A 24,797-nucleotide genomic window follows, 5' to 3' on the forward strand; every position below is an offset into this window, starting at 1 on the left:
GGCGGCGGATGATGACCAGAGGCAAGATGATGACAGAGACAGACAAAAACAGAGTGATTAAAGGCAAGACCGTGACCGATGGAAAGACGCGATCGGTTCGATCTTCGTCGCTCAACAAACTGAAATTGCTTGCCAGCGGATCGATCACTGCTGCGGCGATGATGTTAGCGCTGGCTCCGCAAAATGCGTTGGCTCAAGCGGCACCTTCGCCCAGTGGTCATGCCGTCAATGCCGACCCTCAACTGACTGGTGGTAACTTTACTCTTGGTACTGGTAATTTCACTCCCGGTCCCACAAGCGACACCGTGACCATTACCAGCGATCAGGTCATTATCGACTGGAATCTTTTCGACCAGTCAGGCGGCGGAACGATTAATTTCCTGCCACGCGACAATGGTTTGCTTTTTACCCGTGACGGAGGGGCGAATTATACTGTTCTCAATCGTATTGTTCCAACGATTCAGACCCGTGCAATCAGTCTCGACGGGAATATTGCTAGCATCAGCGGCGGCACGATTGCCGGTGATATTTGGTTTTACAGTCCCGGCGGAATCCTTGTCGGTGAAGGCGCCAATATCAATGTCGGATCGTTGGCGCTTACCACCAATGCCATAGACGCAACCGGCGGCCTGTTCGGACCGAATGGAGAGATTCGTTTTCGGGGATCAGTAAACAGCACATCAGCTATTTCAATTGCCAGCGGCGCGCAGATAAATGCCCTTGCGGAAGGCAGCTATATAGCAATGGTAGCGCCGCGAGTTAATCAGGCAGGTACCGTAAACGTCAATGGTTCGGTAGCCTATGTCGCGGCCGAACAAGCTGATCTCACGATCGACTCTGGATTGTTTGATATAAGTCTGTTGGTTGGTACCACTGACACCGTTGGGGTTTCGCATACTGGTACGACCACTGGTCCCGTGCGCAATCCTGATCCAGCATTTCGCGGAAACAAAGACAATCAGGCCATATACTTTGCAGCCTTGCCAAAAAACCAGGCAATGACGATGCTGTTGCAAGGCAGCGTTGGTTACACTCCAGCCGCTTCGGCCATGCAGGCCGATGGTAAAATCATCCTCAGTGCAGGCGGCGATATTGATTCTACAGGTCGCAGCTTTTCCGAAAATTTCACGGTTACAATCGATCAAGAAGTAGACCCCGCGCTAAATGGCAGCATCAACCTCAGCAGCCTAGATTTTAGCAATGACATTGAAGCTTTTGCCAACAACAATATCGTTATCCAAGATCTGCTTGGTGCGCCCGTTACCGGAGCGCAGGGTATTAACCCGCTCGACCTTACATTCACAGCAGGCGATGCTATTCGTCTGGAAGCTGGCGGGGATGACGGCGTCATCGACATTGACGGTGATATTACATTCAATGCAGTCACTGGCGCTCAAATCATCGCCCGCGAAACGTCCTCAATTACCGTTGGCGGCAGTCTTACCGTTAATGCATTTTCTGAATCCCAAGGCGGAGCGGTTGACATTCTCGCCAGTGGGGGTGGCACAAGAATAGCGGGTTCGGGGGACATTGTTATTGGCGATGAATTTGTTGTCAATGCCAGTGTAGCCGGTCGCCGCAGCCGCGGTTCACCGGTTGAGCAAGGCGAAGATACATTGGGTGGCACGATCAACCTCGACATTTTAGCGGGTGGGCTGCTCGATATGAACGGCGGTGCAAATCCCAGGGGCTCTGAATTCGATGTGTCAGCAGCGCCGAATATGGGCACCGTGACTGCCGGTGAGTCAACCGGCGGAACCATCAATGTCAATGTTACGGGCACGGGCAGCACGCTTACTAACGGCGGTGGTGCTGGCTTACAATTTATAGCAAATGGCGATCCCGGCAATAATTCCAGTGGGACAGCCACAGGCGGGACCAATAGCGGAGGCACGATTAATCTCAATGTAACCGATGGAATCATCAATTCCGGCCCGACTTCATTTCGAGCCGGAGCGCGTGGTACCAGAAACTCAACGGATAATGTTACAGCATCGGAAAACGGAGCGAATGCTGGAGATATCACTGCCAATTTCACTAATGCCACGGTCAACCTTACCGGCACCCTCACCTTTGAAAATGGGGCCGAAGCAGATATTGGTTTTAACGCTGCTGGCGAGGAAATAGCTGGACCGGCAGAATCGGGCGACCTCACCGTTACGTTCGATAATACCGCACTAACTGGCACCAACTTGTCATTATCTTCAGAGTTCGAAGGCAGTGGGACTGCTGGTGAGCTGTCGCTTGACGTCATCAACGGATCAGATTTATCGCTTACCGGTCAATTAGAATTGGCGGCGCGAGGCGATGCGAGCACCGCTGGCACAGCGTCCAGCAGCGGCAATGTTAACCTGCTCGTTGATAATTCATCTGTAGATTCGTCCAGTTTCAGGTTTTCGTCATTTCGCACAACAAGAGCTTCCGCAGATGCTGTTTCCGATGGCACAACCGGAACGATCGATATTACCGTGCAAAATAGCGCAAGCTTGACGGGAAGTCAGTTTGTTGCAACCGCAGGTGCGCTCTCGCGTACGCAAGGCGGTACCGGAACTGCCGGCGATATTTTAATCACTATTGATAATGGGACAATCGCTCTTGTCGATGGGCCCTTTAGCGCGCCTTCTATACAAGTGGTCGCCAGCGGCACGGGGCGCGGCAATGCCAATGATGGTTTTGCGGCTGAACGTGGATTGGGTGTTGGCGGAAACATAACTCTAGACCTTGTAAATGGCGGTATCTTTTCAGCCGAAACCTTCTTTAGCAGCGCAAATGGATCGATAAACGACTTTAGTGAAGTCCCGATTCCTGTCCGAGGACAAGGCGGCAATGGTGTTGGAGGCAATGTCGTCTTCAATCTGATTGACGGAAATTTTTCTGCCAATGACGTATTCGTTTCTGCCGGAGGTATTGCCTCCTTCGGTGGTGACTCACAGCCATTTGGTTTTCCTCAAACACCGGGTGTTGTTGGAGACGGCGGCGACGGACAGGGTGGCGATGTTGTGTTCAATCTGAACGGTGCCAACGTGACGGTCAACAATCTCACGGTTTCTGCCAATGGCATCGGTGGAGACGGCGGTAACGCCCGTGATATCGATGGTGTGAACGCTGGCAATGCTGGATCCGGCATCGGCGGCAATGCGACATTTAATGCCAATGCAGGCAGCCTCACAGTCACCAACGATTTGAATGTCACGGCTGGCGGTTTTGGCGGCCGGGGCGGCGTAGGTAGCGGTGTCGATGCCGGACGTGGCGGCGATTCCGTAGGCGGGACCGCAACCTTCAATCTTGATGGTACTGCAACGATCTCCGCTGAACTTGCGTCAATTTCTGCAAGCACAGATGGTGGGCGTGGTGGCGATGCGTTGATTGGAACACCGTCACCATCTGCGCGCGCCGGTGATGGCGGTAACGCGATAGCTGGTACCGCAGTTTTCAATAATAATAGCGGTGATGTAACTTTCACCACCACCGAAGTTACAGCGATCGGAACCGGCGGTGATGCGGGCAACGACCCTGACGAGCCGACCCGCTATGGTGCTTATGGCAGCCCAATTCCTCCCGTCGGCTTTACCGGGCAGACATCGGGCAATGGCGGCAGCGGCACGGGTGGTACCGCGACGCTTAATCTGGGACAGGATGATCCAGTTTCTCGGATTTACAGGGTCGACACCAGCGGCATCGGCGCCAAAGGCGGTGAAGGCCTTAGCGGCGGAAATGCAGGCGCGGGCAACGGCGGTACCGCGGTTCTCAACATAACCGATTCAACTGTGTTGCTCGATAGTCCGGTGGTGACTGCAACCGGTGTCGGAGGCGCGGGCGGTCTTGCCCGTGCAATTAGCGGCGACGGCGGCAACGGCGGCGATGCTACGGGCGGTGTTGCGCGGCTCGAAATCGTTGGTGCGGGAGCAGCTTTAACCAATATAGGCGACCCACTGCTTACCACTGCCGATGCCTTTGGCGGCGCCGGTGCAGGCGGCTTCACAGATTTCAGCAATGATGGTGGCGATGGCGGCGATGGCGGTTCAGCCACTGGCGGCACTCTTGAAATAGCGGTGCGCGATGGGGCGAGTTTCGCGCTAAGCGGTGCCGGATCGTTTACCCTCTCCAGCACTGGTACAGCCGGTCAAGGCGGCGAAGGCGGTTACAGCTATGGAAATATCGCCGGCGATGGCGGTGATGGCGGTGACAGCCAAGGCGGCACCGCCCGTCTCCTTGCACAAGGCGGCACGATTACGGGCGATAACGTCACGGTTACCACCACTGGTCAAGGCGGTGACGCCGGACCCGGCGGTTTTACTTTTAACGGCACATTGGGAACCTCTGGTCTGGGCGGCATCGGTACCGGCGGTAATGCCATATTGGAGGTACAGGAAGGCAGCCCGGGCATCCTCAACCTATCCGGCAATGTGGATCTGTTCGCCAACGGCTTCAACGCGGGTGATGGATCCATGCCGTCTGGTTTCGGCGGCCGTATCGATATTATCGATAGCTCTACCGATCCAGCCGGTTTGATCAGTCTTGGCTCCCTCAACGCTGAAGCGCTGGCCATTGCGTCTCCGGGTAGCGGCTTCTTCATGTCCGGCAATAGCGGAGCGATAACGATATTGGGCGATCTAAGCGTCAATGTTGCTGGCAATATAGAATATACTTTTGATGGCACAGGCCAATTGACGGTTGGCGGAATCGCTGATCTGCGCTCCACATCAGGGTCGATTCTTGTTGATCATACCAACAATGCAGCTGGAACAATCTCCATCGACGTAGTCTCTGATTTTGATGCTGATGCAGCGTTCGATTTTAACAGCATGGCAGGGACAATCATTCAGTCGGGATCTCAAATCAGTGTAAATGCCGGCGCGAATATTTTCGCAAATGATCTGCGCGCTGAAAGCATTATCGACTTGACGGCGGGACAGAATGCAACGCTGAACAACGGCGCCGTGACCGGCCCTCCCGTTACATCGCCTGTGGGTGCAGGTTCGATTGTTAACTCTGGCATTGCCATTGAAGCAGGACTCGACTCTACACCAAGTCCGACCCCGGTTTATGATCCAAGCTTCGATGCTACCATAACCGGCAACGTGACTTCTACAGGCGGTATTCTGGTAGTCGCGGGTGGTAATGCAGTCTTCCAGACCGGCAGCACTACTGTGTCTGACAATGGCATCTCGGTTATCACTGGTGATGATATTATTATCCAGACAGGCGCGCGCGTCGAAGCAGCCGCCGATCCAGTGGATTCGCCAATTTTTGGCACACCGTTCGAAAGCCCAAATAATTTGATATTGCAGGCTGGCGGAATGGCACTTGATTTAATTTCAACACCTCTCACGCCCATCGCATCCATCGTGGCAGCAGGTACGATTGACGCGAATGAGTTTGCCGTAATTATGACCGCCGATGCCATGGATGGCCTTGGCGGAACCATCGCTGCCAGCTCCATCAGCGCTGATATCAATAATGCGCCATCCAATGCCGTAATCGCTGCGGTTGGCCAGTCGGACGATAACGGATTGCTTAGTGCCAGTTGTGTCGAGGGCAATCTCTGCCTTGGTGCGTTGGATGCGGATAATATCGTGGCCATAGGTCAGGCAGGCGTACCGGTTCAGGCGATAATCGAAAATGGCGATGTCATCGCTAGCCAGATATTCGTTTCGACCAGACGCGACATTGTGATGGGCGTCGATGGTGTCGCATCACGCTTTATAGCCAGCGATGAGATATTCATAAACAGTACCGAAGGTAATATCGACCTGCGTAGTGCCGAGTTGACCAGCGGTCTATTGGGTATCGATGCCGCCGGTAGCCTATTGGGTTCCGGATCGCTCAACAGTGGCGCGGACATAGGCATTACGGTTGGAGATAGCATTAGCGCAGCTGCGATCAACGCCGGAGGTGAACTCACCACCGTCGAAGAGCGAGGTGATTTGCCTGAAGGCTTCTATTCGGTACCTGGCAGCATGAATGTCGGCGTTTTGACCGTTGGCTTGGGCGATGTGAATTATAACGCTGGCGGCGACTTCAGCTTTGATCAGATCAATGTCCCAGGAACGGATATCATCCTCTCAGCACCCGGCGATATTTTCGTCGGCGCTACAACCGATGCTGAAAACATCGACATTGTTGGCGGAAGCATCGGTCTCGGCAGCGTGGAGGCTAATACTGATATCATTCTCACTGCTGACAGCACCATAGATTTCGGTTCGGTCTCGGCCGGTGATCAGCTTGATATGCAAGCCGTTTTCATCTCCGGCGACGCGGCCAGCGGCGGCGCGATGAATTTCTTAAGTACCACAATCAACGTTGGCAGCGCATCTGGCGGCACCCTTGATGCGACCGCCCTAAGCGCTCTCGATATTGGTTTGATAGACATTACAGACGATGCAAACCTTCTGTCAGATGGGCCGTTGATCGTTGGCGACGCCCGGACCGGGGGCGACGCAATCCTGCGAGGCCAGACCGTGACACTGGATGATGGTGATATTGGCGGCAACCTGACAATGGAGGCCACTGGCGGCGACATTGACGGCAGCGGCATAGTTGCCGTGGGTGGGGCAATCGATCTCGATGCCACCGGCAATGTCGGCTTTGGTTCACTAACAGCCGGCGGCGGTGATTTCGCAGCAGATGCCGGCGGAGATATCGCATTTGCCGGTGCGTTTGCCGCGGGCGACATATTGTTCAACGCTGTGAATATATTGGGCGGCGATATCGCGTCGGATCAAGATATCATTCTCGCGGCCGAAACCATCACACTGGATGATGCAACCACACCCGGCCTAATCGATCTGACGGCAGCCGTTGGCAATATCGAAGGTGGGACACTGGATGCTGGAACGACCATCGCGGTTGTGGCGGCTGGTGCCGTAGTGATCGACAATGTCATCTCAGTCAATGAAGCAAGTCTAGAAGGCACGTCTGTGACCTTGGGCAGTGCCGATACCGGTGATAATGGCGACCCGCGATTTACCGAGGGCTTGCGACTTCGCGCTTTGGATGGCGACATCAACATTGGCGGCGATCTTGATATTTCACGCGAAGGCGATTTCTTTGCATCGGGCAACATCATCTTCGCTGATGTTGACGTCACGAGCAAAATTCCGTCTTCACTCAACCTGAGAGCCCAGGATTCAATCATATTTGGCAATGTCAGTACCGACAGCTTCATCAGAGCCGGTGCAGTTAATAATTTGACCGCCACGAGCATTGCTGCGCAAGGTCTTTTCGCAAGCGCGGACGGCGTAGTAACCGTCGGAACGGCCAGTGGAGGCACGTTCAATTTTATTGGTGATCTGGGCGTTGAGATAGACAATCTAGATGTTGGCTCAGCAAGCCTGACCTCCTCTGATGGTGATGTGGCCGTTCGCGACAACGCCTTGGTCGGTGGAATTTTAACGGCAAGCGGTAACAATGTGTTCCTGCGATCCGACGGCGCGCTGAGAATCAGGGCTACCGCCAATTCCGGTGATATCGACGTTGTAACGGTCGGCAACCTCGTAGCCGATGATGCGAATGCATTTGGAAACATACGTCTGACCAGTCTGGCCGGTAGTGCTGAACTCAATGAAGTTGTTGCTACCCCGTCTGTAGCGGGCAGAATACCCGCTGGCATCACTGGCCAGGCTGTAGTGAGCGCCAATGGTAATATCGACGTGACCGCTGCTGATGACGTCACCATTAACAGCACCGTCAACGCTGACAGTGCGCTGACAATCACCGCAGGAAACTTGATTGATATTCAGGCGCTTGCCACCGGAGAATCTATCTCATTGTCGTCGGCCGACGTAAATATCGGCACATCCGGTCAGCTTGGTGAATTTACCCAGACCAACGATATTTTCATCGAAAGCAATGGAAATAATCAGGTCATTTTGGGCGGTGCCGGAACGGCAGGTGTGTTTAGTCTGAGCGAAGATGAGTTTACACGAATTCAATCCAATCAAGACCTGACTTTCTTTGCAACAGCTACGGGAAATAGCACACCTGATCTTATTATTCAGGATCTCACGATCCAGACCGGCGATAATGTCAGCGGTGTGCAAATGGCCAATCTTGGCTTTTCCGGAACGCTGACGATCGATTCTGAACAATCCATTCGTGTCGATGGCGACCTGAACGTTACAAACGCATCAGGCGGCACCACGCTAAGCATGACTGCATTCGGTGATATCTTCCTCAACAATGCGAGTGGACTATTGCAGCTTACCGACGCCAGTGGCGTGTTTGGCTCAGTCGGCTTCCTTGAACTCACAGCGACCAATATTTTCGCAATGACCGATCAAGCCTTCGCTGACATAACAGGACTGGGGACGTCAGCTATCGACAGCCGGCTGAGCAATAATGATGGCATTGTCCTGGATAGCGGAGTGATCCGAGGCGGTGCGCTAACCTTCACAGTTGCGGATAGTATTTTGATACAAAATACCGGATCGGGCATCGATTTTGATGACCGTCGTGGATTTACTGGCCAAACTGTGCAGATTGACGGAGCCACGGCTTCACCGCCCGTAATTGTCGTGAACGGCACGGTTGATGGGGACACCGGAATTCCGGCACTGAGAGCAGTGGGCATCGGTGAAGGTTTTACACCGCAAAGTACTATAAATGGTTGTATTATCGCCGATCCGACAAGTTGCTCGACCGTAAATCCAACACCTACTCCAACGCCAACACCTACTCCAACTCCAACGCCAACTCCAACGCCAACGCCAACACCAACCCCAACGCCTGAGATTGATCCTGAGATTGGTGATCCGGTGCAGGATGTTATCGAGGAGGAGGTTACGCCAAATGAAGACGTGACCATCGTCAGTGATCCGTTTGAAACCAATCTCATCGAGATCAAGGAAACGGAACAGTTCGTCGATGATCCGTTGATTGATGAACCCGTTACTGGCGCCGGCAATGATGACCTTTGGGTGACCGACGAAGGGGGCAGCGACGACGGGAGCGCCGAATGTGCCGAAGGTGATGAAAGCTGTGGCCAGGGCGGTCCAGAGGAAGAAGATACGCTCGAGCCTGCCGAGTGAATTGACCGGTTGACCTTTTGCATCCGAAGCCACTAGGCGGTGGATATGAATGAAAATACCAGTCATCCTTTAAAGCTGTTCAACAGCCTCACCCGCACGCTCGAGCCGTTTGTTCCGGTTCATGAAGGAGAAGCCCGCGTCTATACGTGCGGCCCGACGGTTTATAACTATCCGCATATTGGCAATATGCGCGCCTATGTCTTTGCCGATTTACTCGGGCGGACCTTAAGCTGGAAAGGCTATCAGCTTACCCATGTCATCAATATCACAGATGTGGGCCATCTAACCGATGATGCCGATGATGGCGAGGACAAGCTGGAAAAAGCGGCCGCTGAACGGGCGCAATCCATCTGGGATATCGCGAAACATTATACCGAAGCTTACTGGGAAGACATCAAAGCGCTGAACATTCGTCAGCCTGCCCATTGGTCCATCGCGACAGATTACGTGCCGCAGATGATAGACTATGCCAAGGGCATTGCCGAAAAACATTGCTACGAACTCGACAGCGGCCTCTATTTCGATGTTTCAACCATCGCCGATTATGGCAGTCTTGCCCGCGCCGCCACCGAAGATGGAGAAGGCAGAATCGATGCGGTGGAAGGCAAACGCAATGCGGCCGACTTCGCGATCTGGCGCAAGACACCCGAGGGTGAAACCCGGCAAATGGAGTGGGACAGCCCGTGGGGCAAGGGTGCACCCGGCTGGCATCTGGAATGCTCTGTCATGTCAGAAGCGCTGCTTGGCCTGCCTTTTGATATCCACACTGGCGGGATCGATCATCGCGAGATCCATCATCCCAATGAAATCGCTCAAAACCAAGCTCATAGCGGCTGCGACCATAGCGGCGCACGGGTCTGGATGCACAATAATTTCCTGATCGATCGCGCAGGCAAAATGTCGAAGTCAGCCGGTGAATTTCTGAGACTGCAGCTCTTGATTGATAAGGGTATTCATCCCCTTGCCTATCGCCTGATGTGTCTGCAAGCGCACTATCGCAGCGAGCTGGAGTTTAGTTGGGACAATCTGGTTGCGGCACTGACGCGGCTGAAACGCATCATCATGAGCGTTGAGCGATTAAAGGACCGCCTTTCCGGTGAGCAGAATGAGAAGCCCCCTCACCCCAAACTGGCCGAGATGCATGACCGGCTGGACACAGCTATGAGTGATGATCTCAACAGTTGCCCAGTCATTCCCTTGTTGGAAGAGTTACTCTCGCTCAAGAAAGTAGATCCCGTTCAGCGCATGGCGCTGCTACAGGAGATTGATCTGATACTCGGCCTTGATCTGGAAACCCTCACTCGTGCCGATCTAAGGGTACGTCCGAAAGCGGCAACCATCACCGAGAAAGAGATTGAGCAAAAACTGGACCTGCGACAGCAAGCCAAGACAGACAAGGACTTTGCCGCTGCCGACACGATTCGCGATGAACTTATTGCGCAAGGTATAGAACTAATGGATGGCGATCCGCTACGCTGGGAATGGAGCATTTCGATATGAGCAAACCTATAGCCGCTATGGCCTCTCTCGTCCGTCCTCTCGTCGAGCCCCATTGCGGCGATCTCGATGTTACCTGGTTTACCAGTACCGAGGAAGCGATGGAAATTGCTCCGCATGCCGAAATCGGGTGGTTCGACATGTATGATAAGGAAAAGATGGCTCAGGTACTGGGTTCAGCAACGAACCTGAAGTGGCTTAACAGTATCTATGCCGGGGTCGAACATTTTCCACTCGATCAGCTCAAGCAGCAGGGTACCATAGTCACCAACGGAGCCGGATTGAACAGCTCTCCGATCGCAGAATTTGTCGTGATGGGCATGCTCTCAGCAGCGAAGCGCACCGACAAGTTGCTGGAACTTCAGAGTCAGCAAGAATGGCCTGAACAAGCACCGGGCACGACCGAACTGGCAGACGGTAAGGCGCTGATAATCGGCTATGGCGGCATCGGCCAGCAGGTTGCGAAAAAACTGTCCGGGTTCGAAATGGACGTCACTGCTGTCCGACGGACTGCTAGTGACGATCCTGCCGGATTGGGAACCGAAGTGATCGGCACCGATGACTGGCAGGCTCGGCTAGGGGAGTTTGACTGGGTCATCGTTTCCGCGCCTGCGACGACAGAAACGCAAAAACTTTTGGGCGCCGACGAATTTGCGGCGATGAAGCCATCCGCCTGGTTGATCAATGTCGCACGCGGGTCACTGGTCGATCAGCCGGCATTGGTTGAAGCGCTTAATAGCAAGGCCATTGGTGGTGCGATGCTGGATGTCACCGACCCCGAGCCGTTACCGAAAGGTGATCCTTTGTGGACGGCGGATAATTGTTTCATAACCATGCACGTTTCTGGCGTCGCCCAGACCCGCATGTTTCAACGCGCTGCTGCCCGTTTCGTGGAAAATCTAGCGCACTATCAGAAGGGTAGCGATATGATCGCCGTTGCCGATCTTGATCGTGGATATTGAGCCATTTATTAAATTTGCGATTGATACGTGACTCACAGGAAAATTTGACTTATCAACCAACAGCATAGGGGTAAGGATGAGTCTTTTTCTGGAGGGGAAATATCATCCTGGGGTCGTTGCCATAGACTTGAGCAAATACTGATCATGCCGATCAGGAAAGGACCCACATGACTAAAGCATCTGATTTATTCGTTGAATGTCTCGAAAATGAAGGCGTAGAATATCTTTTCGGCGTCCCCGGCGAAGAAAATCTCGACATGCTAGACAGCTTGTCGCGCTCTAAGAAAATCGAATTGATCCTGACTCGGCACGAGCAAGGCGCGGGCTTTATGGCCGCAACTTACGCAAGGCACACGGGTAAAACCGGCGTCTGCATGGCGACGCTTGGCCCTGGTGCAACCAATTTGGTCACCGCAGCCGCTTATGCGCAGCTTGGCGGCATGCCGATCCTGATGGTCACAGGTCAAAAACCGATCAAGAAATCCAAACAAGGCCGTTTCCAGATTCTCGATGTCGTTGACATGATGGGGCCAATTACAAAGTTCACACATCAATTGGCTTCTGCCGACAATATTCCCAGCCGCGTGCGCGAAGCAATCCGCTTGGCCGAGGAAGAGAAACCGGGAGCGTCCCATATCGAGTTTCCTGAAGATGTCGCGGATGAACAGACCGATTCCGTACCGATCAAACCCAGCCTCTCGCGCCGTCCAATCGCCGAAGCTAAAGCCGTGCGTGCTGCGACCAAGAAAATTGAAAGCGCCAAATCGCCCATTCTGGTCATTGGTGGTGGGGCTAACCGTACTACGACCGGACGGATGCTGACTCAGTTTATTGAAAAAACCGGTATTCCCTTTGTGACGACACAATTGGGCAAAGGTGTGGTCGATGAAACCAACAAAGAGTTCATGGGCTGCGCCGCGTTGTCCGCGAACGATTTTGTGCATAGCGCAATCGAGTCTGCCGACCTGATCATCAATGTTGGCCATGACGTGATCGAAAAACCACCGTTCTTCATGAAAGACGGCGGCACGGAAGTGATCCACGTTTCAATGAACACGGCTGAAGTTGACCCGGTCTATTTCCCGCAAATCGAAGTGATCGGCGATATCGGCAATGCGATCTGGCAGATGAAGGAAGATATCGTTCCTTCCGGTTCATGGAATTTCGACCATATGTACAAAGCCCGTGCAGCCGAAGAAGAGCATACAGCAACCATGGACGATGACATGCGTTGCCCCATCTATCCGCCGCATCTGGTCAAAGTCGTCCGCGAGCAAATGCCCGCCGATGGCATTATCTGCCTCGACAACGGCGTCTATAAAATCTGGTTCGCGCGGAACTATAAAGCCCGTGAGGCGAACACTGTATTGCTCGACAATGCGCTGGCAACCATGGGCGCGGGCCTGCCTTCCGCCATGGCATCGGCGATGGTCTATCCTGATCGCAAGGTCATGGCGATTTGCGGCGATGGCGGGTTCATGATGAACAGCCAGGAAATGGAGACAGCGGTTCGGTTGAAACTGAACATCACAGTGCTGATCCTCAACGACAGCAGCTATGGCATGATCCGTTGGAAGCAAGCCAATATGGGCTTCAAGGATTGGGGGTTGACCTATGATAATCCTGATTTCGTCAAATATGCGGAAAGCTATGGCGCTCATGGGCATCGGATCACCAGCGCGAAAAACCTGCAGGAAACGATCGACAAATGCCTCAACAGCGAAGGCGTGCATTTGATCGATTGCCCGGTGGACTATTCCGACAATGACCGTATCCTCAACGTTGAAATCAAGGACCTCAGCGCGAAGATTTAAGAGGATAGATCATGACAAAACTCAAAGACGTTTATCCGCTTTACCTCAACAATGTCGCCGCCCAGCCGAATACCGATTTGGAAGTCACCGACAAGTTCACCAACGAAGTGGCTTTCCGGACGGCGCTGGCAACGCCAGATGTAATTGAGGAAGCTATTGCCGGAGCGGTGGAAGCCGCTGAACCCATGGCGCGCATGGCGAGCTATGAGCGGCAAAATGTGCTGCAACATTGTGTGGACCGCTTCAAAGAGCGGTTTGATGAACTTGCCTATTCGCTTTGCGTTGAGGCAGGTAAACCGATCAAGGATGCCGAGGGTGAAGTTGGTCGGTTAATCGACACGTTCCGCATTGCTGCGGAGGAAGCCACTCGAAACTATGGCGAGGTTCAACCCCTCGACATTTCCGAGCGTGCCAAGGGCTATCAGGGCATGTGGAAACGGGTGCCCATTGGTCCCTGTAGTTTTATTTCACCGTTTAATTTTCCCTTGAACCTCGCGGCACACAAGATTGCTCCGGCGATTGCTGTGGGCTGTCCGTTTGTTATGAAGCCAGCGTCCAAGACGCCACTGGGTGCGATTATCATGGGTGAAGTTCTTGCCGAAACCAACCTGCCCAAAGGCGCGTTTTCAATATTGCCAGCCAGCCGCGATGGTGCTGACTTGTTCACCGTCGATGAACGCCTGAAACTGTTGTCCTTCACCGGTTCCCCCGGTGTTGGCTGGGATCTCAAAGCCAAGGCAGGGAAGAAGCCAGTCATTCTTGAACTGGGCGGCAACGCCGCTGTCATCGTCGATCATGATGCCGATCTGGAAGATGCGCTCGAGCGGATTATTTTCGGCGCTTTCTATCAGTCGGGGCAAAGCTGCATTGGCGTGCAACGGATCATAATCCATGAATCTGTTTACGACACTTTCAAGGATATGCTGGTTGCTAAAACCAAGACATTGATAGCCGGTGATCCCAAAGATCGCGATACTTTCATCGGTCCGATGATTTCCGAAGGCGAAGCCAAGCGTTTGCATGGCTGGATCGACGAGGCTGTTTCTGGCGGAGCAACCCTGCTTTGCGGCGGTAATCGGGTCGGTAATATGCTCGAAGCGACTTTGCTGGAAAATGTTGATCGCAATGCTGCAGCCAATCGCGAAGAAGCCTTTGGACCGCTGGCACTGCTTTCGAAATTCAGCGATTTTAACGCTGCGCTCGACGAAGTTAACGATAGTAAATTTGGTCTGCAGGCGGGTATCTTCACCCGTGACCTCTTCAAAACCTTGGATGCATGGGACCGGCTCGATGTTGGCGGCGTCGTGATTAACGACGTATCATCCTATCGCGTTGACAATATGCCTTATGGCGGCGTCAAGGATAGCGGCCTAGGACGGGAAGGTATCAGATTCGCGATGGAGGATATGACCGAAATTCGTAATCTGGTCATCCGGCGCAAAGTCTAGGAGCCGAATCACATCAAAATGCGATTCTTACAATCGTGCAATCAAACCGCATCAAAGTGGTAAATCGGCAACGCTTGTGTGGTGGAAAAGATAAAAATAGTGATGCAAGTCATAGAAAAACCGCCATATTCGAGGTTTTTTACCGTTGCATTGAGGTTTCAATGAAGCATAATAGAATACGCAAAACATAGTTAACGACTTGGGTCGCGTCGAGCTTACAGAGGGGCCTGGTTTTCGGACCAGGAAAAGCAACGATGCAAATGGGGAAAAATCTGTCGTGGAGACGCAGCTGGTCCATTCTGGCCGCTGGTCTATTCTGCATTGCGCTCGCTGGCGTAGCTTTTTTCATATCTTCTGTTGCAACCCCCGCACCTGTCGAAGCCGCACAAGACTTGTCCAGCGGCACCCATATGGGCGTAGCAACTTGCGGTGGCACCACTTGCCATGGCCGGCAGGAAGCCGACGGCGAAATTGTTCGTCAGGACGAGCTGATGCGCTGGCAAGAAGAATCAACGCCCGGCGGCGCGCATAGCCGTGCTTTTCGGGTTCTTCGCGAACCCAGGAGCATTGCGATAGCCAAGCGCCTCGGCATCAAGGACGCGGCCTCTTCCCAGCAATGTCTGGGCTGTCACAGTACACCTGCAGCAAAAAAAGGACCTCGGTTCCAGCTTAGCGACGGGGTTGGCTGTGAGGCCTGTCACGGCCCGTCCTCAGGTTGGTTATCCGCCCATTATGCGGTCGGTGCAAATCACGCCCGCAACGTCTCGCTGGGCCTGACCCCGCTCGACAATCCAAAAGTGCGCGCCAGCAATTGTCTCGATTGCCATTTCGGCAGCGCAAAAAGCGGCCAGTTTGTAGACCACCGCATCATGGCGGCTGGTCACCCTCGTATTTCCTTCGAACTCGATCTGTTTTCAACCCTGCAGCAGCATCATGATGAAGATGTCGACTATGTTCGCCGCAAGGGCAAGACCAATAGCGTTCGGTTCTGGGCCGTAGGCCAATCCATGGCATTGGAACGGTCGCTCAATCTCTTCGCCAAACCGGCACTGGCCCAAGAAGGACTATTTCCCGAATTTTACTTCTATGACTGCCATAGTTGCCATCGCCGCATCTATGATGATGCATCTGCAAGGCCCACATCCATAAACAATCCCGGTCGCCCCATTCCGGAAGGCATGCCGCCTTATAATGACGAGAATATGATCATGCTGAGCGCAGCAATAAAAGTGGCTGCGCCAGACCTGGCAGGTCAGTTTGAAGCGCGGTCAAAGGCGTTCCACGCGGCCATGGGCAAGGGCCGTGGACCGGCGGTCCAAGCTGCTGCCCGGTTACGTCAGACGGCCCAGACATTGGCCGATCGCTTTTCCAGAGCCAGCTTCGGCCGTGATCAAACTTTCCGGATCATGGAAACAATCGCAGGACAGGCCATCTCTCCGCGCTTCACGGACTATGAGGGCAGTGTGCAGGCTGTCATGGCCATTGATACCCTGCTCAACGGTCTGGTGAACAGCGGACAGGTCAGCGATTCCGCTGCCGCCAGTCTGCGTGGCCAGATCAACGTCGCCTATAAGGCCGTCGATGAACCCAATAGCTACAAACCGCTTCAATTCCGCCGCGCGCTTGGTAGTGCGGTCAGAACGATAAGGGCATTACGATAATGCGGAAGTTTCGTTTTACTGCTGCCATTTCAGCAGCTGCCTTGGTGCTGACCTCTTGCGGAGGCGGCGGTGGCAGCAATGATTTTGGTGGTACGCCATCCCCTTCTCCAGCGCCGTCGCCGACACCATCGCCAACACCCATTGACGGCAATGGCGGTGCGTTCACACCGCCTGCGCAAGAGGCACTTAGCGTCACCGATGTGCAAACCGTCATCGCACAAGCGGTGGGAGAAGCGACCGCGCGCAATCTGCCCTCGGTCATCGCGGTTACCGACAGGGTCGGCAATGTTTTGGCGGTGTTCCAGATGAACGGCGCGCCAGCAATGGCCGGTTTGAGTACAAGCACCATCAACGGACCCAATCCTAATCCGCAAGGATTACAAGGGGCTATGGTTCCTGCGACGACGGCGGCGATCGCGAAAGCCGTGACCGGTGCCTATCTGTCGAGCGGTGGCAACGCTTTTTCCACGCGTACGGCGAGCCAGATTGTACAAGAGCACTTCCCGCCTTCTCCCACCACTGTGGGGCTTGAAAGTGGGCCGCTTTTTGGCGTGCAGTTCAGCCAGCTTCCCTGTTCTGACTTGTCATCGCGCTTTTTGGCCGGTGGGGGAGCTTCAAACCTGATCGGACCTAAGCGATCGCCACTGGGTCTTGCGGCTGATCCGGGTGGATTACCCCTCTACAAAAATGGTGTCGTGGTCGGCGCGATCGGAGTCATGGGCGACGGCGACTACGGCTTTGATCGTAATATTCTCGACGTCGATCAGGATGATGAGGAGGCAATTGCCTTGGCTGGAATCCAGGGCTTTGCTCCATCTGCATCGATTACCGCCAATCGGATAAGCGTGGATGGAACGTCTTTGCGCTTCAGCGATATGACGGTCAGTGATCTGTCACCGCTGCAATCCAATTTCGCTGCCATTAACGGGACCGCTGGAGCGCTCGTTCCGGTGCGGGGCTATACCGATGGCACGATCATCACCGGCACGACCTACGGCACCGAACAGTCCGGCATTCGGGCGTCGACCGCCGCGGAATTCAAGAACCGGGATGCCTTTGTTCTCAGCGATGGCACTGGCACCAACCGCTATCCGGTCCGTGCAGCCACCGATGGCGGAGCAGTTGCTGCACCACTGACCGAAGCTGAAGTGCGAGCGGTTCTGGAGGAAGCCTTTATCGTGATGACCCGCGCCCGTGCGCAGATTCGGCAACCGCTCGACAGTAGGGCGCAGGTGTCGATCTCCGTGGTCGATACCAATGGCGAGATTCTTGGCCTCGTTCGTTCACCCGATGCACCGATTTTCGGCACTGATGTGTCGTTACAAAAAGCACGAACAGCAACGTTCTTCTCCAATGACATAGCGGCGGCGGAAATGCTCACGGACCCAGCCATCGCACCCTATGTCCAAGCGGTTCGCACTTTCCTTGGCGATCCTAATGCTTTGACCGGAACGGTGGCCTTCGCTGACCGTTCAGGCGGTAATCTTGCGCGCCCCTATTTTCCGGATGGCGAAGTTGGTCGTCCAAATGGCCCAATTTCCAAACCGATCCAGGAATTCAGCCCATTCAATGTCGGGCTGCAGCTTGATTTCGTAGTCGGCAATATTGGTGCACATCTGACATTTGTCTCCGATCCCGCCGCGACCGACAGTCCACAGCAATGCACCACGCTTCCAGACAGTCCAAGCGGAACAAAGCGGCTGGCCAATGGCATCCAGATTTTCCCCGGCAGCGTTCCGATATATCGCGGTGATCAACTTATTGGTGGTATCGGTGTGTCAGGTGACGGCATCGATCAGGATGATATGATCAGCTTCCTGGGAGTTCACAATGCCGGTCTGCGCGTCGGCAGCATTGGCAACGCGCCACAAGCCATTCGCGCCGATAACGTCGTGGTTGACCTGGGCGATGCCCAGGTCCGATTGCGCTATGTAAACTGCCCCTTTGCGCCGTTTCTCGACACCGATGAACAGAATGTCTGCGAGGGTTTGTAGAACAAGTGCCAACTCTATCCTCCTCTTTCTTACCGATTATGACGGTGATGTCGGGTCAGGCCGAGCAGATGGAAGCGCAGCGCCTGTCTGTTGAGGAAATGGAAACATCGCTCACCGCATTGCTGGCAAGCGAACAGTTTGACTGGATGCGCATCGAGAATTCTGACTTTGATCTTGCTGATATCGATGCTGGTGCAGGCATGCTCGCGGTCGGCGGCCCCGATTCTGAAGAAGAAGCCGCGGTCAACCCCGCCGAACCTCCGGTAGCCGATCCGGCAGTCGTGGAGCCAGTAGCGGCTGAACCGCAACAGCTAGAAATGGATTTTGATGGCCTGGAAGCTGACGAGGCGTTGATCGATGGCCGCCGCCGTCCAGGTGTGCCCAAAGAGCTGCCAGATCGTGTCATTCAGAATAATCCCGGAGCGATTAGTGCACCGCCTCCCGAGGCTTTTCCGACAGACGAATTTCCTGTCCCGGATCGCTGGCGGATATTACAGACCTTATGCCCGCAAAAAGGCGGTGATCAGTCGATCTATAAAGTATTTGGTGCACTGAAAAATAACTGCAGCAATACGTCCAATCCCTATGCGCAAAATGTGCTGAAAGGCGACAAGCCCATTCCGGCCGACAAAAAACCGTCCTTCCTGAAAGGCGATGATTGGTTCTTTGTCGTCAACGCGATTTCCGACACAGTCATCGAACCGCGAAGCTTCCCCATTCCGGTGGGCGTGCAAACCACGGAGCGTACAAACAGCCTTGACGTATTTGGACGTTCGGGATCCGAAGTCTACGCTCAAACCTTCATCACCGGTGTGGCCCTGATCAAAGGTTCAACCGCTTACAAACCACCTGATGTCGAATATCGGCTTACGCTTGCGACACAGATCAACCACGTCAATGTACCCGAACGCCGGGTATTGTTTGTCGAACCTTCGAAAACGTCCAACCGCACCGACTATTTTGTCGGCGTGCAAGAAGCATTTTTCGATTATCATATCCGCAATACCTCTGCGCGCTATGACTTTGACAGCTTCCGTATTGGTATCCAGCCGATGCAGGCTGATTTTCGTGGTTTCCTGTTTCAGGATAACCAACTCGGCTTCCGCTTGTTCGGGACACGGGATAATAACCGCGTGCAATATAATCTCGGCGCCTTTGTGCAACTGGAAAAAGATACCAATAGCGGTCTCAACGACATTCTGCAGACGCCGCGCGAAAGCTATATCTTTTTTGCCAATCTCTATCGTCAGGATTTGCCCTTTGTCGGCCTGACCAGCCAATTCAGCGTCACCTATAATATGAACCGTGAAAAGAGTGATATCGAGATTGACGATAACGGCTTTCCGGTGCGCCCTGCCCTGATTGGTGATCTACGCGGTCGGGCCTATGACGTTGTGTATCCCGGCTATGCAGTTGATGGTCGGATCGGACGGATTAACGTGACGGGCCAGATTTATGGCGCTTTCGGTGAAGATCGCAACAGCATCTTTACCAGCGAACCGGCCAAGATCGCCGCTTATTTTGCCGCGGCGGAGGCGAGCTATGACGTCGACTTCCTGCGCTTTCGCGCATCTGGTCTGTTCGCTAGCGGAGATGGTAATCCCTACAATAACACCGAAGCTGGATTTGACTCGATTTTCGAGAATCCGATCTTTGCTGGAGCAGACACTAGTTACTGGATCCGACAGACCATCCCATTTGCCGGCGGTGGACGCGCTATAAGTATCAATGGCAGAAACGGTATCCTCAATTCCTTGCGATCTTCGAAGGAACAGGGCCAGAGCAATTTTAACAACCCCGGCACGATATTGGCCGGCGTTGGTGTCGATGCAGATTTGACGCCGGATTTCCGACTGTCAGTCAATGCCAATCATTTGTGGTTCCACAAGACCGAGAGTCTGGAGGCATTGCGCGTCGAAGGCTCCATACCCAAGGATATCGGCTGGGATCTTTCCGCCGCCGCGATTTACCGTCCCAAAGCCACACAGAATATCGTTTTCCGCTTGTCGGGGGCGGCACTCCTGCCCGGCAAAGGTTTCGAGGATTTGTTCGATCAAACCGACAAGCGTGATTTCCACTATTCCATTCTTTTCAACGCAATATTGGCTTTCTGATATGCAGATTTCCCCTCTCTCCAGATCATCAGTATCGCGTGTTTCGAGTTTTATGCAGAGCACAGTGGCACTTGTCTTCGCCACGTTATTGCTGGTGTTTGGTTCGTCTCAAGCCTTCGCAGCAGGCAAAGAGAAACCGCAGAAAATTGACTATACATTCACACCGCCAGCCCCGCAGAACCAGACGTGGGATGCAGCCAATACGAAAAGCACCGGCTGCGTTTCCTGTCATACCGACAGCGATCAGAAAACAATGCACGAGACACCGGCCGTTGTGCTTGGCTGTGTCGACTGTCATGGCGGCGATGCCAGCGTTACGGGCGATAACTCCTGGGGCAAGCAAAGCCCGCAATACATGTTTGCGCTGAAAAAAGCGCATGTCCTCCCCAAATATCCCGAAAGCTGGCATTGGCCTTCATCCGCGAATCCGAAACGCAGCTACACGCTGCTCAATAAGGAATCGCCAGAATTTGTCCGCTTCGTCAATCCGTCCGACTATCGTGTTGCGCGCGAGGCCTGTGGCGCTTGTCATATGGAGATTATCGAGGCTTCCGAACGGTCGTTGATGGCAACCGGCGCCATGCTGTGGGGCGGTGCGGCCTATAATAATGGTATTGTGCCGTTCAAAAATTACGTGTTCGGCGAGGCCTATACACGCAAAGGCTTGCCCGCGACGATCAAATCACCTGGCAATCCGCATGGCACCGTAACGGAAGAGCAAAAGAAGCGCGGTGCCTTGCCTATTCTCTATCCCCTGCCCACTTGGCATACGATTCCGCCGGGCGATGTGTTCCGGGTGTTTGAGCGCGGTGGTCGCAATATCAATACCCAGTTCCCGGAAATCGGCCTGCCCAATATCGGCGGCATCATCCAGCGACTGGAGGAGCCGGGCCGCCCGGACCTGAAACAATCCAACCGCGGGCCCGGCACCGGATTGCGTGTCGCTATTCCGGCCCTGAACATCCACAAGACGCGGCTCAACGATCCGTTTACCTGGTTCATGGGTACCAATGATCAGCCTGGCGATTATCGGCAGTCCGGCTGTGCCAGTTGCCACGTCGTCTATGCCAATGACCGCGAACCGCGCCACAGCCTTATCTGGGCCAAATATGGTCGCGACGGACAGACGCAAACCAAAGATCCAACAATCCGCAACCTGAAAGAGGGCGAGCATCGCGTTGGCAAATTTGGAACTTATGACGCTTCCTATAGCAAAAAGGGCAGCCATGATAAGAAAGCTGACTATCATGGGGACGGGCATGATGACGGACATGGCGATGATTACAGCGGTGATATAGATCCGGCGAAACGCGAAAAAGGGCATCCGATCCAACATGCTTTCACGCGTGCGATCCCGACCGCGCAATGCATGAATTGCCACATGCACCAGCCCAATATCTTCTTGAACAGCTTCCTCGGCTACACGATGTGGGACTATGAGTCCGATGCGCCGCTAATGTGGCCCGGACCGGATAATACGACGCCGCGCCCCGAGGGCATGAGCGACGAAGAATATCAAAAAACCTACAAACAGCAGAAATATCCCGATGCCGAAGAGGTCCGCAAGATACTGGACCGTAACCCTGAGGCTGCTTCTCCCAAAGGCCTTTGGGGCGACCTGGACTTCCTGCGCAATGTATATGACCTCAACAGCGAGGCCAAGGACACACAATTTGCCGACTATCATGGCCATGGCTGGAACTTCCGCGCGATTCTAAAACGTGACCGTGATGGCAATCTGCTCGATGAAGACGGCGATATTGTCGACAATGACGATCCGGAGAAATTCCGCCGCGAAGACGAAGAGAAATTTGTTGAACCCGGGATCAACCCGGGCAAGTCCGTCCACATGATGAGTATCCATGCCGAAGTCGGCATGCAGTGCGCAGATTGTCATTTCGCACAAGACAGTCATGGCAATGGCTTGATCTATGGCGAGGTGGCCAATGCGGTGGAGATAAACTGTAAGGACTGTCACGGTACAGCCGATGAATATCCGACATTGATGACGTCTAACCTGGCGGCGCGGCCAAAAGGCAAGAACCTTAACCTGCTGCGCAATGCGGATGGCCAACGCCGCTTTGAATGGATGCAAGACGCCAATGGCAAGCGCGTGTTGATCCAGCGTTCTATTGTGGATCCCGAGCTCAGTTGGCGGGTCAGCCTGGTCAAAGACAGTGTCGATCGATCCCATCCTGATTTCAACCTGAAGTCAGCGCGTGCCAAGCTAATGTCTAAAACCGGTGCTGAAACCGGCAAGTTCACCTTCGGTAGCGGTGTTCCTGCCGCGGATCGCGCCCACAAAGACGAGAATATGGTATGCTTTACCTGCCACCTCAGCTGGACCACCAGTTGTGGTGGCTGCCATCTACCGATTGAGGCCAACTGGCAAACGGAAAGCCATAAATATGAGGGCGGTACCACACGGAACTACGCCACCTACAACCCGCAGGTAGCACGCGACCAGATGTTCCAGCTTGGCCGTCACCAGACCACCAAAGGCAGCATCATCGCACCGGTTCGTTCTACCTCGGCACTGGTATTGTCCTCGACCAATATCAACCGCGAACGCATCTATGTGCAGCAACCACCTATCTCGGCTATTGGTTTCTCCAGCCAGGCCTTTGCGCCCCACTTCCCGCACACGGTGCGCAAGACGGAAACTAAACAATGCTCCGATTGTCACTTGAGCGAAGCCAACGACAATAATGCCATCATGTCACAGCTGCTGCTACAAGGTACGAATTTCGTGAACTTTGTTGGTCTGCATGCATGGGTCGGTATGGATAAAGGCTTCGAAGCCGTGCGCGTCACCGAGTGGGACGAGCCACAAGCAGTCATCGGTTCTTACCTGCAAAAATATGCTTATCCTGATTATTGGCGGATGCATGTTGAGGACAATGGACGCGAACTCATCAACTGGGTGCGCGGAGAACGGCTGGATGATGATCTGTCCGGCGAGACCAAAGCGCTTGAGGAATTTGCCAATGTCGTACAGGGCACTGGCGACAGTGTCCGTTGTCTGCAGCTGCGCGGCGAATATATGTTTGTCGCAGAAGGCAAAGGCGGGTTCCGCGCTTATGATGTTGCTTCGATCGGCAACAAGGGCTTTTCCGAACGGATCGTCAAGGCGCCCTTCTCTTCTCTGGGCCACGACACCCATGTCGATACGAAGAACGCGACCTGCATGGCGCTGTCGACCAATCAGCCTGTTGCTCCGGAACGCAATACCGCCGAGCTGCGCGAGATTAATGAAGAACAGGCGTTTCACCCGATTTATAACTATGCCGTGATTACCGATAGCGAAGAGGGTCTAATTCTCGTTGATATCAACACGCTGGCCGATGGCGAGTTCCGAAACAACTTCTTCAAACGGGCCGTGACCTGGAATGCAGAAGAGGTTTTGAACGGGGCCAAGCACATCACACTGGCTGGTCATTATGCCTATATCACCGCAGCGAGTGGATTGGTTGTTATTGACCTCGACGATCCGCTGAAACCGCGCCATGTAATCACGATGCCGATGACGGATGCGCGGGCGTCTGCGTTGCAGTTCCGCTATCTGTGGGTCACCGATACCGACGGTGTGAAACTGTTCAATGTCACGGATATGGAGAACCCGATTCCGGTAGAATCAGGAACAATCCCGCTAACAAATGCGCGCAGGCTCTATCTTGCAAGAACCTATGCGTATATCGCTGCAAAGAACGAAGGGTTGGTTATCGCCAATATCACCAAACCGGAGGATCCCGTGATCTACCGCAAGGAGACATTTGGCGGCCAGATGAATGATGCAGAAGATGTTATCGTCGGCTCGACCAATGCAACGCTGTTTGCGTATGTTGCAGACGGTCGCAATGGTCTGAAAGTGATTCAGTTGACATCTCCGGATAGCCAACCGAATTATTATGGTTTCTCGCCACCACCGATGCCGGAACTCATTGCCTTTGCCCGCACTCCGAAACCAGCTCTCGCCCTTTCCAAGGGTCTGGATCGTGATCGGGCCGTGGATGAAACGGGCGGTCAGATGGCGGTGTTCGGGCGGCTAGGTTCCCGGCCATTTAATCGCAACGAGATGCAGCGCTTCTATCTCAACAGTCAAGGCAATCCCTATTTCGTCAAAGACGAGGCCAGTCTCTCTGACTGGATTGGTCCTGTACCGCCCATGCTGGCGCGGAGCACGACGAAGTGATAGAACTTAAATAAAAGGCGGGGACCGGAGCTTGCGACCACGGTCCCCTTTCCTCGATACGCGACGCGAGGAATATAGGCCCTCTG

At 54.0% G+C, this 24,797-nt stretch carries 9 protein-coding genes; all 9 read left to right on the forward strand.

Features of this window, described 5'->3' with window-relative positions; translation table 11 throughout:
- The first annotated feature begins 8 nt into the window (after nucleotides 1-8).
- The 9 genes from DG177_RS06680 (at nucleotide 9) to DG177_RS06720 (ending at nucleotide 24,711) form a co-directional block, all read left to right on the forward strand.
- A complete protein-coding gene (locus tag DG177_RS06680; RefSeq protein ID WP_337658576.1) occupies nucleotides 9-9,029 on the forward strand; it encodes a hypothetical protein in 9,021 nt (3,006 codons plus the stop codon).
- Between the two features lie 45 nt (nucleotides 9,030-9,074).
- Nucleotides 9,075-10,529 carry a cysteine--tRNA ligase gene (gene cysS / locus DG177_RS06685; RefSeq protein WP_108810783.1) on the forward strand — a complete coding sequence of 485 codons (1,455 nt, stop codon included), beginning with the start codon at nucleotides 9,075-9,077 and terminating at the stop codon, nucleotides 10,527-10,529.
- Nucleotides 10,526-11,488 carry an NAD(P)-dependent oxidoreductase gene (locus tag DG177_RS06690; RefSeq protein WP_108810784.1) on the forward strand — a complete coding sequence of 321 codons (963 nt, stop codon included), beginning with the start codon at nucleotides 10,526-10,528 and terminating at the stop codon, nucleotides 11,486-11,488. The genes cysS and DG177_RS06690 overlap by 4 nt, the downstream gene beginning before the upstream one ends.
- Before the next feature lie 167 nt (nucleotides 11,489-11,655).
- Entirely contained in the window at nucleotides 11,656-13,302 is a 1,647-nt protein-coding gene (locus tag DG177_RS06695; protein ID WP_108810785.1) for an acetolactate synthase large subunit, read from the forward strand.
- Between the two features lie 11 nt (nucleotides 13,303-13,313).
- Nucleotides 13,314-14,750, forward strand: a complete 1,437-nt coding sequence (locus DG177_RS06700; RefSeq protein WP_108810786.1) for an aldehyde dehydrogenase family protein — start codon at nucleotides 13,314-13,316, stop codon at nucleotides 14,748-14,750.
- Between the two features lie 260 nt (nucleotides 14,751-15,010).
- Nucleotides 15,011-16,411, forward strand: a complete 1,401-nt coding sequence (locus tag DG177_RS06705; protein ID WP_108812820.1) for a multiheme c-type cytochrome — start codon at nucleotides 15,011-15,013, stop codon at nucleotides 16,409-16,411.
- On the forward strand, nucleotides 16,411-18,405 hold the full coding sequence (locus DG177_RS06710; RefSeq protein ID WP_108810787.1) for a heme-binding protein: 1,995 nt from the start codon (nucleotides 16,411-16,413) through the stop codon (nucleotides 18,403-18,405). The genes DG177_RS06705 and DG177_RS06710 overlap by 1 nt, the downstream gene beginning before the upstream one ends.
- Nucleotides 18,406-18,605: 200 nt before the next feature.
- On the forward strand, nucleotides 18,606-20,519 hold the full coding sequence (locus DG177_RS06715; RefSeq protein ID WP_108812821.1) for a hypothetical protein: 1,914 nt from the start codon (nucleotides 18,606-18,608) through the stop codon (nucleotides 20,517-20,519).
- A 52-nt stretch (nucleotides 20,520-20,571) separates the two neighbouring features.
- Entirely contained in the window at nucleotides 20,572-24,711 is a 4,140-nt protein-coding gene (locus tag DG177_RS06720; RefSeq protein ID WP_108810788.1) for a hypothetical protein, read from the forward strand.
- The last annotated feature ends 86 nt before the right edge of the window (nucleotides 24,712-24,797 follow it).

The organism is Sphingorhabdus sp. Alg231-15 (assembly GCF_900149705.1).
GTDB lineage: Bacteria > Pseudomonadota > Alphaproteobacteria > Sphingomonadales > Sphingomonadaceae > Parasphingorhabdus.